We start from the raw sequence: 13,374 nt of genomic DNA on the forward strand, positions 1-13,374 counted from the left end.
CAAATCCGAAGCATCTCCATCACACCGCCCCGATATTCGGCACCAGCGCCCCCGGCGCCTGCCCGTTCCTGAGCGCCGCCGTGAACGCCAGCATGCGGTCGATGGGCTGGCGCGCACGCGGGATCAGGGCCGGATCGACGTGGATGGCGTTCGCCCCCGTCTCCAGCACCCGCGCCACGTCGGCCAGGCCGTTCATCGCCATCCAGGGGCAGTGGGCGCAGCTCTTGCAGGTGGCGCTGTTGCCAGCGGTGGGGGCTTCGTAGAAGGTCTTGCCGGGGTTGAGCGTGCGCAGCTTGTGCATCATGCCGTTGTCGGTGGCGACGATGAATTCCTGCGCATCCATCTCACGCGCCGCCTTGAGGATGGCGCTGGTGGAGCCCACGGCGTCGGCCAGGGCCACGACTTCGGCGGGGCTTTCGGGGTGGACGAGCACCTTGGCGTGGGGGTGCTCCTGCTTGAGCGCCTCCAGCTCGTAGGCCTTGAATTCGTCGTGCACGATGCAGGCGCCGTTCCAGAACACCATGTCGGCGCCGGTTTCGCGCTGGATGTAGGCGCCCAGGTGGCGGTCCGGCGCCCACAGGATCTTGTGGCCCGCGTTCTTCAGGGCGCTGACGATGTCGAGGGCGCAGCTCGACGTGACGAGCCAGTCGGCGCGCGCCTTCACCGCCGCGCTCGTGTTGGCATAGACGACCACGGTGCGATCCGGGTGCTGGTCGCAGAAGGCTGAAAACTCTTCGACGGGGCAGCCGAGGTCAAGCGAGCAGGTGGCGTCCAGGTCGGGCATGAGCACGGTTTTTTCCGGGCTCAGAATTTTCGCCGTTTCGCCCATGAAGCGCACGCCGCTCACCACCAGCGTCTGCGCGCCATGGTCGCGGCCGAAGCGGGCCATCTCCAGCGAGTCGCTGACGATGCCGCCGGTTTCCTCGGCCAGATCCTGCAGGTCCGGGTGCACGTAGTAGTGCGAGACCATCACCGCGTTCTTTTCCTTGAGCAGGCGGCGGATGCGGGCCTTGAGTTCGGCGCGCTCCGCCTGCGAGGGCTCGGGCGGCACGCGCGCCCAGGCGTGCTTCGTGGAGCAGACGGCGCCTTCCGCATCCGCCAGGGGCTGCTCGTACTCCACTTCCTTGAGGGCAATCGTGGGGGTCATGGTGTGCTTCTAGATATCTTGCAGGCGCATCGAGAAATCGGTGGCCTTCACGTCCTTGGTCAGCGTGCCGATGGAGATGCGGTCCACGCCGGTTTCGGCCAGCGCGCGCAGGCCGTCGAGCGTCACGCCGCCCGAGATTTCCAGGATCGCCCGGCCGGCGTTGATGCGCACCGCTTCGCGCAGCATGGGCAGGGGCATGTTGTCCAGCAGCACCATCGTGGCGCCCGCCGCCAGCGCCTCGGCCAGTTGCTCCAGCGTTTCCACCTCGATCTCGATGAACGCGGCCTGCGCGGCTACGGCCTGCGCCGCCTGCAGCACCGCCGTCACGCCGCCCGCGGCGGCGATGTGGTTCTCCTTGATGAGCACGGCGTCGTGCAGGCCGATGCGGTGGTTGGTGCCGCCACCCACGCGCACCGCGTACTTCTGCGCCAGGCGCAGGCCGGGCAGGGTCTTGCGCGTATCGACGATGCGCGCGCGCGTGCCCGCCACTGCGTCCACGTAGGTGCGCGTCTTGGTGGCCACGGCCGACAGCAGTTGCAGGAAGTTCAGCGCCGTGCGCTCGGCGCTGAGCAGCGCGCGCGCGCTGCCTTCGATCTCCAGCACCACCTGGCCGGGCGCGCAGCGCTGGCCCTCGGCCACCTGCCAGGCGAGCTGCACGCCGGGGTCGAGCGCGCGCAGCGCGGCCTCGGCCCAGGGCGCGCCGCAGATCACGGCGTCCTCGCGCGCCAGGATGCGCGCGCGCGCGCGGCGCTGCGCGGGCACCAGGGCGGCGGTCAGGTCGCCAGGGCCCACGTCTTCTTGCAGGGCGCGGCGCACGTCCTCGCGCGCCAGCGCCACCAGGGCTTCGGGAGTCATCGGGGTGTCACAGTCCTTGTTCATGGGGCGCCAAGCATAGCGGCATCGCCATGCCAACAGGGGCGAATGCTATAAAGCCCGGCCGCCAGCCTGCCAGGAAGGACGGGGCCACAGGGAGGAATCCGCATGGAACAAGCCACGGTTGCGCCGCCATGGGCGCAGGCCGCAGAACACGCCATCGCCGCGGGGCAATGGCACGGCGCCTGGTGCGCGCTGCTCGACGCCGCCCTGCCCGCGGCGCTGGCGGCGCAGCAGGCGGTGCTGGCGCGCCTCGACGCCTGGGACGCCCTGCCCACGCAGGCCCCGGCCGCACAGCGCGCCAGCCTGCTGCGCGCCACCCTGGCCGCCTTGGAGGCTGCCCACGCCGCCCATGCCGCCAGCGCGGCGCATGGCGCGCACGCACACGCACCAGACGCGCCGGCCGGGCAGGCCTGGCGGGTGCAGGGCACGCAGTTGGTGAAGCGCTACCGCAGCGGCGGCTTCACGCTCGGCCCGGTGGACGTGGACGTGGCGCCCGGCCGCATCCTCGGCCTGGTGGGCGAGAACGGCAACGGCAAGACCACGCTGCTGCGCCTGCTCGCGGCCGACCTGGCGCCCGACGCCGGCCAGCTCGACTGGGGCACGCCGGCGCACGACCCGTACGCGCTGCGCGCGCGGCTGGCCTACATTCCGCAGCGCCCGCACCCCTGGGGCGGGCGGCTCATGGACCACCTGCAGTTCGCCGCGCGCAGCCACGGCGTGGCGGGCGAGGCCAACCATTGCCTGGTGGAACTGGTGATCGCGCGGCTGTCGCTGCGCGCCTTTCGCGGCCACGCGTGGAAGCAGTTGTCCTCGGGCTACAAGATGCGCTTCGAGCTGGCACGCGCGCTGCTCACCCAGCCGCGCGTGCTGCTGCTGGACGAGCCGCTGGCCAACCTCGACATCAACGCGCAGCAGACGCTGCTGACCGACCTGCAGTCGCTCGCGCGCTCGCCCTGGCGGCCCATGGCGCTGGTGCTCAGTTCGCAGCAGCTCTACGAGGTGGAGAAGGTGGCCGACGCCGTGCTGTTCCTCGACCGGGGCCAGCCGCGCAGCGTGCAGGATCGCTTCGCGCAGATGGGCGGCTGCGCCGTCGAGTTCGAGACCGCCTGGCCCGTGCCCGCGCTCGCCGCGTGGCTCGGCCAGTTGCCCGCGCACACGCACCAGGTCAACGGCCAGACGCACATCGTGAGCTTCCACGGCGCCACCAGCGCCGCCGGTTTCCTGCGCGCCGCCGTCGATGCCGAAATGCCGCTGGGCTATTTCCGCGACATCACCGCCTCCACCCGCCGCCTCTTCGTCAAATGATGAGCACCCCCCTGGGCCGCTGCGCGGCTTCCCCCCGCTCTCGCAGCGCTGTGCGCTGCGGGCAGGGGGACGCAGCCCTCGCTGCGGGGCGGCCCTTGCGCGGCTGCCCACGCTGGGGCCGCGCCAGTTTCATGCGCCGTAGGTAGCGCATCACGTTATGGAGACTTGATATGACCGCTGCCTGGGACCGCTGGTTTCTGATGCGCTGCCCGCTGCTGTGGCAACTGCGCCTGCACTGGTACCTTCCGCTGGCGCTGCTGTGGTGCCTGCTGATGTTTGGCGGCTGGATCGGCTGGATGGGCCAGCCCGCGCGCTGGCTGGGCAGCAGCGCCAGCGAGGTGGCGCGCTGGCGCACGCCCGAGCAGCAGGCGCTGGAGGCGGGCACTGTCATCGCCTGGATCGTCGCCTTCGGCCTGGCGCTGTGGTGGCTGTGGCGCGTGCGCATCCACAACCGCTGGCGCGAATACGCGCCGGCATCGCGCCTGGGCCTGTGGCAGGAGTACCTGTGGGGCGCCCTGTTCTTCGGCCTGCTGCTGGCCCCCGGGCTGCTGCTGGGCACGGCCTACAGCCAGCGCGTGCAGCGCCTGTGGCAAGGCCACGACATCGTCGCGCAGCAGCAGGCCGCGCGCTACGTGCGCCTGTGGGAGCTGCTGCTGGCGCCCGGCAACGCCGCCCGGCTGGCCGAATGGGCGGATGCCGCGCAAACCACCCCAGCCATCCCGCAAGCCGTGCGGCCGGCGCAGGACGATGAGGACGGTGAGGGCGATGAAGACGCCGAAGATGCGCCGTGCCAAGCCACCCGGGCAGCCGGCCCGGGCTGCACCGCCGATCCGCAGCAGGCCCTGCGCTGGCTGGCGCAGGGCGACGCCGAGGCCATCGGCGCGCAACTGGCGCAGTACGGCGCCGCCCTGGGCGCCTGGGGCTACACCGCCGCGCAGCCCGCGCAGGAGCAGGCCCAGGCGCTCATCGGCGCGTACCAGGCGGCCCTGCAGTCGCCCCTGGCCCGAGAATGGCAGGCCTACAAGGCCCGCAACCCCGCGCCCCCGCCGCCCCCGGAGCGCGCCCGGCTGGTGCGCGAATGCCAGGACACCGACTCGCACGACCCGCGCGCCTGCTTTCCCAGCGACCTGGCACGCACCCCCGCGCAGTGGAGCGAGAACCTGCGCGAGACCATGGCAAGCTACCGCAGCCACACCCCGCCGCGCTTCGCGCGGTGGACGCACCCGCGCCACGGCACGGCCCTGCCCAGCCTCGTGGAGCACCACCTGCAAGGCGCGAAAACCTCCGATGCCACGCGGCGCAGCCTGCACGCCCGCCTGCTCAACGCCGCCAGCGCCGGCTTCTTCGTGGCGCTGGCGCTGGTCGCCGCGCGGCTGCTGTCGCTGCGCCAGATCGCCGCCCTGTGCGCGGGCCTGACGCTGTCCGCCCCCCTGCTGGTGCTGCTGGGCATGCTGGGCCTGGCCGACAGCGTCACCCTGCCGCTCGTGCCCGCCGCGCTGCTGGCCCTGGCCGGGGTGCGCATCGTGCTGCTGCGCCGGCCCTGGGGCGGCTCCACGCTGCTCGGGCTGGGCATGGCGCTGGCGCTGCCCGGCTTCGCCAGCCTGTGGCACCAGGCCGCCCAGGCCCTGCCTGCCGGCCCCGGGAGCGCGAAATACTGGCTCGCGCTGCTGCTGGGCGCGCCCGCCCTGGCCGCCAGCACCGCCGTGCTGGTCGCCGCGATCTCGCCGCTGGGGCGCCGCTGGCGCGCCCTGCCGGAGCGTTGATGCTCCTGAAAAAGGAGCTGCTTGCGCTTGCCGTGCGGTCACTCCAGCATGGTTTTGTCCCATAAACGAAAGACAGCAAGCGCCAGCAGCTATCAAAACCATAGCAACACCCAGTTGCCAGGGTGTTTCGGCCCGCCGCCGCATCTGGCATAGACTCGCCCCCAATTCCACAACCCCCGACCGGAGCGCACCATGACCAGCCCCGCCGCCACCCCGGGCACGCCCTACGGCACCCTGCCCCCCGCCTCGCCGCTACCCCAGCGCCGCCCCATCAGCCTGCCGCGCCTGGCGCAGATGCGCGCGGCGGGCGAGAAGATCGCCATGCTCACCGCCTACGACGCCACCTTCGCCGCCGTGGCCGACGCGGCGGGCGTGGAGTGCATCCTGGTGGGCGACTCGCTCGGCATGGTCTGCCAGGGCCTGCCCAGCACCGTGGGCGTGTCGCTGGAGACCATGGCCTACCACACCGCCAGCGTGGCGCGCGGCCTGCACCGCGTGCAGGGCACGGCCTGGCTGGTGGCCGACCTGCCCTACGGCAGCTACCACGAGTCGCCCGAGCAGGCGCTGCGCAGCGCCTGCCAGCTCATGCAGGCCGGCGCGCACATGGTCAAGCTCGAAGGCGGCGGCTGGACCGCGCCCACCGTGCGCTTCCTGGTCGAGCGCGGCATTCCCGTATGCGCCCACCTGGGCCTGACGCCGCAGACCGTGCACGCCCTGGGCGGCTACCGCGTGCAGGCCAAGGACGACGTGGCCGCCGCCGAACTGCGCCGCCACGCGCTGGAGCTGCAGGCCGCCGGCGCCAGCATGCTGGTGCTGGAGATGGTGCCCGCGCTGCTGGCCGGCACGCTCACGGCCGAGCTGGCGCACTGCCACACCATCGGCATCGGCGCGGGCAGCGGCACCGCCGGGCAGGTGCTGGTGCTGCACGACATGCTGGGCATGAACCTGGGCAAAATGCCGCGCTTCGTGCACAACTTCATGCAGGACGCGGGCAGCGTCAAGGGTGCCATGCAGGCCTACGTGCAGGCCGTGAAGAACGGCAGCTTTCCCGACAACCAGCTCCACGCCTGGTGAATCCAGCCATGCAAATCGTCCACACCATCACCGACCTGCGCGCCGCCCTGGCCGCCCACCCTGGCGCGGGCCACCCCGCCTTCGTGCCCACCATGGGCAACCTGCACGACGGCCACCTGGCCCTGGTGCGCCAGGCCAAGCCGCTGGGCCGCGTCATGGTGGCCAGCATCTTCGTCAACCGGCTGCAGTTCCTGCCGCACGAGGACTTCGACAGCTACCCGCGCACCCTGCAGGCCGACGCCGACAAGCTGCGCGCCGCGGGCTGCGACGTGCTGTTCGCGCCGTCGGAAAAAGACCTGTACCCGCAGCCGCAGACCTTCAAGGTGCAGCCCGACCCGCAACTGGCCGACCTGCTGGAGGGGCACTTCCGCCCCGGCTTCTTCACCGGCGTGTGCACCGTGGTGATGAAGCTGCTGGCCTGCGTGTTCAGCGGCGGCCCGGGCACGGCCGTGTTCGGGCGCAAGGACTACCAGCAGCTGCTGGTGATCCGCCGCATGGTGGAGCAGTTCGCGCTGCCCATCGACATCGTGGCCGGCGACACCTGCCGCGCCGCCGACGGCCTGGCGCTGAGTTCGCGCAACGGCTACCTGGGCGACACCGAGCGCGTCCAGGCCGTGCAGCTGAGCCAGGCGCTGCGCGCGCTGGCCGACGCGGCGCTGCAACCCGGCGCCAGCCTGCCCGCGCTGGAGGCCCAGGCCCTGGAGCGCCTGCGCGCGCAGGGCTGGCAGCCCGACTACCTCACCGTGCGCCAGCGCGCCGACCTGCAACCGCCCGCCGGGGCCGCGCAGCCGGGCCAGCTCGTGGCGCTGGGCGCGGCGCGGCTGGGGGGGACGCGGCTGATCGACAACCTGGAGTTTTGATGTGCATTTCGGGGGGGAGCGCTTATCTGGCTTGCGCGGGTAGCTCTCTTTTTTGATCTTTTGCTGGGAGTTTGCTTCCCGGGGCCGGGACTCGCCCCGGCGGGCGACTCCCTTTTCTTGCGCGTGCAAGAAAAGGAAGCAAAAGAAGCACGCCCCTGCTGTCCGTATCCCCTGCGCTTCGCTCCGGGGCAGCCTGCGGTGCTCGGGCGCGGGGCGGTGCCGCGTAACTCACTGCGCGCTGCGCACTTCGCTCAAACAGACGCGGCAAGTCAGTTCACGAAGCGCGTGTGTCCTTCGGCACACGCGCCCGCCCCACGCCCTGCGCTCCTCGGTACGGCCAGAAGGGGGGTGGAGACGACACGGGCCATCGCTACGCTCGGCCTGGCGCGCGCGGCGCGCAGCGCCTGCGTGTTGGGGGCCGAGCGCAGCGATGGCCCGTGTCGTCTCCACCCCCTTTCAGGCTGCGCCTGGAGCGAGGCGCTGGCGGGGTGGCATGCGCGAAGTCGCGCATGCTTCGTGAACTGACTCGCTGCGGTTGTTTGAGCGAAGCGCCGCAGGCGCGCAGCGAGTTCCGCAGCGCACTCCGCCAGCGTCTCGCCCCAGGTGTGCCCCCACGCGCAGCGTGGGGGTCGCAGACTGCGGGGCGCGTTTCTTTGGGTACTTTCTTGCCGCGCGGCAAGAAAGTACCTCGCCCGCCGGGGCGAGTCCCGGCCTCTCCCCTGAAACCCCCAGCAAAAGATCAAAAAAGAGAGCTACCCGCGCAAGCCAGACAAGGAAAAACCCCCGATTCCCCCATCGAATCCAACTACCGCACCATCCACCGCATCAGCCTGTCGAAGGCCGCGCCATAAGGCGGCTTCATCAGGCCGATGCCCGCCAGGCGCGACTGCGCGAACACCGGCCGGTAGTGCGAGAAGCTGCGAAAGCCGTCCTCGCCGTGGTACGCGCCCATGCCGCTGGCGCCCACGCCGCCGAAGGGCAGATCGTCCTGCGCCACGTGCAGCAGCGTGTCGTTCAGCGTCACGCCGCCGCTGCGCGTGCGCGCCAGCACCTGGTCGATGGCGGCCTGGCCGCGCTCGAACACGTACAGCGCCAGGGGACGCGGGCGGGCGTTGATGAAGTCGATCGCTTCGTCCAGGCTGCGGTAGCCCAGCACGGGCAGCAGCGGGCCGAAGATTTCGTGCTGCATCACCGCCAGCGCTGGCGCGGGGTTGAGCAGGATGCGCGGCGTCATGCGGCGCAGGCCGGGGTCGTCCGGCGCGTCGGCCAGGGGCAGCGCCTGCACGCCCGCCGCCTCGGCCTCGGCCAGCCAGTCGGCCAGGCGCAGGTACTGGCGCGCGTTGATGATGCGGGTGTAGTCGCGGTTGTGCGCCAGGTCCGGGTACAGGCGCCGGGCCACGGCCTGGGCGGCGCGCGCGAAGGCGGCCTCCTGCCCGGCGGGCAGCAGCACGTAGTCGGGCGCGATGCAGGTTTGCCCGGCGTTGAGCAGCTTGCCCACCAGCACGCGCTCGGCGGCGTGCGCCAGGTCCGCGCCGGGGCCGATGACCACGGGCGATTTGCCGCCCAGCTCCAGCGTCAGCGGCGTGAGGTGGGCGCTGGCCGCGCGCATGACCGCGTGGCCCACGGCGGTGGAGCCGGTGAAGACCAGGTGGTCGAAGGGCAGCGCGACGAACGCCTGGGCGGCTTCGGCGTCGCCCCCGACCACGCGCACCTCGTCGGCGGGGAAGGTTTCGGCCAGCAGCCGCGCCAGCAGCGCGCCGAAGGCGGGCGCGTGCTCTGACGTCTTGAGCAGCGCGCGGTTGCCCGCCGCCAGCGCGCCGGTCAGCGGCCCCGCGCTGAGCATGAGCGGGTAGTTCCACGGCGCGACGATGCCGACCACGCCCAGCGGCTGCGGCAGCAGGCGGCTGCGCCCGGGCTTCAGCCACAGGCCGGTGGCGCGGCGGCGCGGGCGCATCCAGCGCGGGCCGTGGGCCAGTGCGTGGTCGATGCCCGAGATCACGGGGAACAGCTCGGCCAGCTCGGTCTCCTGGCGCGGGCGCTGGCCGAAGTCGGCGGCGATGGCCGCGCAGATCGCGTCACGCTCGCGCAGCAGCAGGGCGCGCAGCGCGCGCAGGCGCCGGGCGCGTGCGGGCCAGTCCCATGCGGGCTGGGCGCGGCTGGCGGCGCGCAGGGTCTCGAACAGCGGCACGAGGGTGCCGTGGATGTCGTGGATGTCGTGGGTATTGGCGTTCATGGTCAGAAGCGCTTGGCGATGCTGAGGATGAGCTTGGTGGTGTCCATGCGCCGGGCGGTGCCGCCCTCGTCCACGGCGACGAAGGGCGCGCGGTCGCGCACCTTGGCGCCGGCCACCTCGGCGCCGAAGACGACGCCCCAGCGCGTGTGCTCCAGCCCCAGCCGGTAGTCCATCGTGTCCATGCCGCGGAAGTTGCGCACCTTCTGCCAGCCCAGGTGGCCGATGAGCTTGGTGCTGCCGTTGAGCGGGTAGGCCAGGTCGAGGTCGAGCAACTGCGTGCCCCGGCTGTGGCGCATGCCCTGGCCGTAGCAGTCCAGCGCCGCCGCCATGTCGCTGGCCAGGTAGCTGGGGCAGATGGTGGAGGTGTTGGCCCCGCGGAAGTCCCGGCTCACCACGTGCAGGTAGCGCGCGGTGAGGTAGCCCCAGCCCAGCTCGCCCACGAGGTAGCTGGTGTGAAAGCTGGTGTCGGCCACGCCGGTGGGCTCGAAGTTTTCATCGAAGCCGGTGGGCGCGCCGCGCACCCTGGCCCGGGGGAACCATTCGCGCGCGGCGGCCACGCCATAGTGCAGCGCGCTGGGATCGCCGCCGCGCCATCCCAGGGCCAGCATGGGGTTGAGGCGGTTGCTTTCGGGGTAGTTCACGCGGCTGACGCTGCCGAGCTGGAACTGGCCGATCAGGCCGGACTCGTGCGCAAACTCCACCGTCAGCTCCGCGCCGGGCCGGCCGAAGGTGTCGGAGACGCCGCGCGTCTTGCGGTCGCTGGAGAGCTTGAGCGTGGTGTCGATGCTGTAGCTGGCGATCTCGGGCTCGTCGGCGGCGGGGGCCTGGGCATGGGCCAGGGCGCAGGCGCCCGCGAGCGCGGCCAGGACCAGCAGGTGCTGGGTGCTTTTCATGGGGGTCTCCTCGGGGCGGGTCAGCGGGGCGCGCAGGGCTGGGCGGGTGCGGCGGTGCGGGTCATTTCCTCGGTCTCGCCCAGCACCTCGACGCCGACGTAGGCGCGCAGGGCCAGCATGGCGCCCTGGGCGCGCAGCACGCCCTTGTAGTTCTTCTTGCTGCGCGGGTCATGCACCCAGCCGTCGCGCCAGGCCTCGCCGTCCCAGCGCTTGAGCTTGGCGATGCGCACGCCGCAGGCGTCGGCCGGCGTGCCCGCGTCCTTGTCCCAGACGATCTGGCCGCACAGCGCGCCAGGCGCGTCGGCGCATTCCTTGAATTCGATGATGGCGGCCTGGTCGGCGCTGAGCCAGGTGCCGTGGGCGTCCTTTGCGGTGGCCGCGTGTGTGGGCAGGGCCACGTACGCGGCCAGGCAAGCCGCCAGGGTGAGGGGATATCGCATGGTGTCTCCTTGTTGTGTATTGGTATATGGAAAGGTTGGGGGAACGGATTCAGGGCATGGGCTGCAGCACGGGCCAGTGCTCGACCACCTCGCCGCCCGCGACGACGACGATGTCGCCGAACTGCTGCAGCAGCGCCTCGCTCTTGTGCGGGCGCAGGAACACCGTGTCGCCGGGCGCGAGGTTCTGCAGGCCCGAGCCGACCAGAACCTGCTGGTTGGGCGACTGCCCGTACAGGCCGCTGGTGGCCAGGCCCTCGGGCGACACCGGGTCGGCACGCCACTGGCCGCCGTACAGGAACACGCCATGGCGCTGGTTGCGGTCCCACGCCTTGGCGAGCCCGCCCAGCCACTCGACCCCCATGGGCAGCTCGAAGGCGCCGCTCTTGAGCACGGGCGTGGCGATGAAGCAGGCGCCCTCGCACCCGGCCAGGTGCGGCAGGTCGAATTCGGTGGGCTTGACGAAGGCCGAGCCGATGCTGACCTCATTGGCCGCGCCACGGCCGTCATGCAAGTGGAAAGTGGGGGAGCCGGCGGCATTCCAGGTCAGCGCATCGGCCTGGGCCTGAAGCGGGGGCAGCGCGGCCAGGGCCTGCGCCTTGTAGTCCGTGTAGACCTTTTTGGCGTGCGCTTCGGCGCGGCTGCGCGCGCCGGGCAGGTCGGGGATGGCGCTGACGTGCGGGTCGTAGCCCATCATGCCGCTGAACTGCAGCAGCGGCTCCTCGCGCAGCAGCCCCAGGGCCGCGCCCAGGGCCTCGGCGCTGGCGAAGCCGCCCCGGTGCAGGCCTACGTCGATCTCCAGGTTGACGCGCAGCGGCTGGCCCAGCGCGCGCGCCAGCTGGCGGTATTCGGCCAGGCGCGCGGGTGTGTCGACCAGCCATTGCAGCTGGCGGCCCGGGTCGAACGCGCCGCGCACATGCTGCTGGTAGAACGCCTGCGCCGCGCCCACCGGCAGGGGCTTGCCCAGCAGCAGGTCGTGGCTGGGCATGTCGGCGGCCAGGCGCAGCAGGTAAGGCAGGTTGAAGACCATCTGCCGCGTTGTCCCGGCCTCGCGCGTGATCTGCTCCAGCAGCGGCAGCGAAGGCAGCGACTTGGCCACCACGCGCAGCGGCATGCCCTGCGCCTTCAGCACCAGCACCTGGCGCAGATTGGCGTGCAGGCGGTCGCGGTCGATCACCAGCACGGGAGTCGTGGCGTCGGTGGCACGGTCGGAGCGACGCAGGGCGCGCGCCAGGGCGCTGAAATAGGCCCCGTGTGGCGCGCCGCTCACGCCGGGGCGCAGCGCCAGCGCGGCAGCGCCAGCGCCGATTCCAGCCAGCAGCAGGCGGCGCTTCATGCCGCCACCCCGAACAGTTGGCGCAGGTGCGGATTCAGAAAGCGCCCCTGCGGATCCAGCTCCTGGCGCAGCGCCAGGAAGTCCTTGAAGCGCGGGTACAGCGCGGCCAGCTCCGCCGCGCCCTGATCGTGCAGCTTGCCCCAGTGCGGGCGGCCGCCGTGGCGGCGGAAGATGGGGCCGATCTCGCTGAGCAGGTAACCGTGCGCCTCGTCCGCCGCCGCGTGCACGGCAATGGAGCAGCTCGCGCGCTGGTGGAAGGGGCTGAGCCAGGCGTCGTCGGCGGCGACGTAGCGGAATTCGAGCGGGAAGAAGACCTCGTTGCGCTTTTCCAGCGCGGCGATGACCTCCTTCACGCAGGCTACGCCCGCCTCGGCGGGCACGTGGTATTCGGACTCGTTGAAGCGCGTGGGCCGCTGCGTGGCCAGCAGGCGCCAGGCGCGGTTGCGCGCGTCCTCGGTTTGGTGCGGGTCGATCAGCCAGCCCGCCACCTTGCGCCGTAGCGCGGGCGAGAAGCCCAGCCAGTCGCGCAGGCGGCGCAGGTCGCGCAGGATGTCCTCGTCCGCCGCCTGGGCGGTGAGCACCGTGCCGCTGGTGTCCACGTCGTGCGTAATGCCCGCCGCGTAGCCGGTGAAAGGCAGGTAGTAGAACTCGAAGTTGCGGTGCTTGCGCGCCAGCTCGGGCGCGCGCTCCAGCAGTTGCATGGCGGGCTCCAGCCACACGCGGCGGTGCAGGTCGTAGGCCGGCACCACGCGCACCTGGGCCTGGGTGATGACGCCCAGGCTGCCCAGCGACACGCGCGCCGCCGCCAGCAGCGCGGGGTTCTTCGCCGCGCTGCATTCGAGGACATCGCCGCGCGCCGTGACCAGGCGCAGCGCCTGCACCTCGGCGTGCAGCGCGGGCAGCTCGCGCCCCGTGCCGTGCGTGCCGGTGCTGATGGCCCCGGCGTAGCTCTGCACGTCGATGTCGGGCAGGTTGGGCAGCGCCAGGCCCAGCGCGTCGAGCTGGCGCGAGGCCACGGCCAGGCGCGTGCCGCCCTGGACCAGGGCCGTGCCCTCTGCGGGCCCGCGCGCCACGCCCGAGAGGCGGTCGAGCGACACCAGCCACTGGTCGGTCGGCACCAGCGGCACGAACGAGTGGCCCGCGCCCACGCAGCGCAGCGCGGTGCCGGCGGGCGCGTCGCGCACGGCCTGGGCCAGTTCGGCCTCATCGGCGGGCACGAAGCGGCGCCGGGGCTGGCATTGCTGCAGGCCCGACCAGTTCTGCCAGCGCGCGGGCGGAGTCTGCGGCGCGGCGGCTGGCGCAGTGGAGGGGGCGGGTGCGGACGCCTTGGAAGCCGCCTGGGCGCGTGCCAGGCCGGGCAGCAGGGCTGTGCCCAGGGCGGCGCCAGCGCCTGCGCGCAGCAGCGCGCGGCGCGCACGCAGGGAATCGAGAGGGTGGGTCATGGGAAGCA

General features: G+C 72.2%; 11 protein-coding genes. 4 read left to right on the forward strand and 7 right to left on the reverse strand.

The window, feature by feature from the left end; translation table 11 throughout:
- Window positions 1-19: 19 nt before the first annotated feature.
- Both nadA and YS110_09480 read right to left on the reverse strand, forming a co-directional pair.
- A complete protein-coding gene (nadA, locus tag YS110_09475) occupies window positions 20-1,147 on the reverse strand; it encodes a quinolinate synthase NadA (protein ID UJB64958.1) in 1,128 nt (375 codons plus the stop codon).
- Between the two features lie 9 nt (window positions 1,148-1,156).
- Window positions 1,157-2,002, reverse strand: coding sequence for a carboxylating nicotinate-nucleotide diphosphorylase (locus YS110_09480; protein UJB64959.1), 846 nt, complete (start codon window positions 2,000-2,002; stop codon window positions 1,157-1,159).
- 126 nt (window positions 2,003-2,128) lie between these two features.
- On the opposite strand from YS110_09480, the gene YS110_09485 reads away from it, so the two are divergent.
- The 4 genes from YS110_09485 to YS110_09500 all read left to right on the forward strand — a co-directional run bounded on the left by YS110_09485 (window position 2,129) and on the right by YS110_09500 (window position 7,025).
- Window positions 2,129-3,328: an ABC transporter ATP-binding protein gene (locus tag YS110_09485; GenBank protein ID UJB64960.1), complete on the forward strand. Its 1,200-nt coding sequence runs from the start codon at window positions 2,129-2,131 to the stop codon at window positions 3,326-3,328.
- Window positions 3,329-3,498: 170 nt separating this feature from the next.
- Entirely contained in the window at window positions 3,499-5,091 is a 1,593-nt protein-coding gene (locus tag YS110_09490; GenBank protein UJB64961.1) for a hypothetical protein, read from the forward strand.
- A gap of 192 nt (window positions 5,092-5,283) precedes the next feature.
- Window positions 5,284-6,165, forward strand: a complete 882-nt coding sequence (gene panB, locus YS110_09495) for a 3-methyl-2-oxobutanoate hydroxymethyltransferase (protein ID UJB64962.1) — start codon at window positions 5,284-5,286, stop codon at window positions 6,163-6,165.
- 8 nt (window positions 6,166-6,173) lie between these two features.
- Window positions 6,174-7,025, forward strand: a complete 852-nt coding sequence (locus YS110_09500; GenBank protein ID UJB64963.1) for a pantoate--beta-alanine ligase — start codon at window positions 6,174-6,176, stop codon at window positions 7,023-7,025.
- An 805-nt stretch (window positions 7,026-7,830) separates the two neighbouring features.
- Here the strand turns inward: YS110_09500 and YS110_09505 are convergent.
- From YS110_09505 to YS110_09525, 5 genes are read right to left on the reverse strand one after another with little or no spacing between them, the layout of a single operon-like run.
- Window positions 7,831-9,258, reverse strand: coding sequence for a coniferyl aldehyde dehydrogenase (locus YS110_09505; protein UJB64964.1), 1,428 nt, complete (start codon window positions 9,256-9,258; stop codon window positions 7,831-7,833).
- A 2-nt stretch (window positions 9,259-9,260) separates the two neighbouring features.
- On the reverse strand, window positions 9,261-10,151 hold the full coding sequence (locus tag YS110_09510; GenBank protein UJB64965.1) for a hypothetical protein: 891 nt from the start codon (window positions 10,149-10,151) through the stop codon (window positions 9,261-9,263).
- Between the two features lie 20 nt (window positions 10,152-10,171).
- Window positions 10,172-10,591: a DUF2147 domain-containing protein gene (locus tag YS110_09515; GenBank protein ID UJB64966.1), complete on the reverse strand. Its 420-nt coding sequence runs from the start codon at window positions 10,589-10,591 to the stop codon at window positions 10,172-10,174.
- Between the two features lie 49 nt (window positions 10,592-10,640).
- Window positions 10,641-11,924 (reverse strand): alanine racemase, encoded by a 1,284-nt coding sequence (locus YS110_09520; protein ID UJB64967.1) that lies wholly within the window; start codon window positions 11,922-11,924, stop codon window positions 10,641-10,643.
- On the reverse strand, window positions 11,921-13,366 hold the full coding sequence (locus tag YS110_09525; GenBank protein ID UJB64968.1) for an FAD-binding protein: 1,446 nt from the start codon (window positions 13,364-13,366) through the stop codon (window positions 11,921-11,923). Before YS110_09525 ends, YS110_09520 begins: the two co-directional genes overlap by 4 nt.
- Window positions 13,367-13,374: the final 8 nt, after the last annotated feature.

Source organism: Acidovorax sp. YS12 (genome assembly GCA_021496925.1).
GTDB lineage: Bacteria > Pseudomonadota > Gammaproteobacteria > Burkholderiales > Burkholderiaceae_C > Paenacidovorax.

Coding starts and splice junctions, on each gene's coding strand:
- nadA (UJB64958.1), bottom strand. CDS start 1,147: ATGACCCCCACGATTGCCCTCAAGGAAGTGGAGTACGAGCAGCCCCTG.
- YS110_09480 (UJB64959.1), bottom strand. CDS start 2,002: ATGACTCCCGAAGCCCTGGTGGCGCTGGCGCGCGAGGACGTGCGCCGC.
- YS110_09485 (UJB64960.1), top strand. CDS start 2,129: ATGGAACAAGCCACGGTTGCGCCGCCATGGGCGCAGGCCGCAGAACAC.
- YS110_09490 (UJB64961.1), top strand. CDS start 3,499: ATGACCGCTGCCTGGGACCGCTGGTTTCTGATGCGCTGCCCGCTGCTG.
- panB (UJB64962.1), top strand. CDS start 5,284: ATGACCAGCCCCGCCGCCACCCCGGGCACGCCCTACGGCACCCTGCCC.
- YS110_09500 (UJB64963.1), top strand. CDS start 6,174: ATGCAAATCGTCCACACCATCACCGACCTGCGCGCCGCCCTGGCCGCC.
- YS110_09505 (UJB64964.1), bottom strand. CDS start 9,258: ATGAACGCCAATACCCACGACATCCACGACATCCACGGCACCCTCGTG.
- YS110_09510 (UJB64965.1), bottom strand. CDS start 10,151: ATGAAAAGCACCCAGCACCTGCTGGTCCTGGCCGCGCTCGCGGGCGCC.
- YS110_09515 (UJB64966.1), bottom strand. CDS start 10,591: ATGCGATATCCCCTCACCCTGGCGGCTTGCCTGGCCGCGTACGTGGCC.
- YS110_09520 (UJB64967.1), bottom strand. CDS start 11,924: ATGAAGCGCCGCCTGCTGCTGGCTGGAATCGGCGCTGGCGCTGCCGCG.
- YS110_09525 (UJB64968.1), bottom strand. CDS start 13,366: ATGACCCACCCTCTCGATTCCCTGCGTGCGCGCCGCGCGCTGCTGCGC.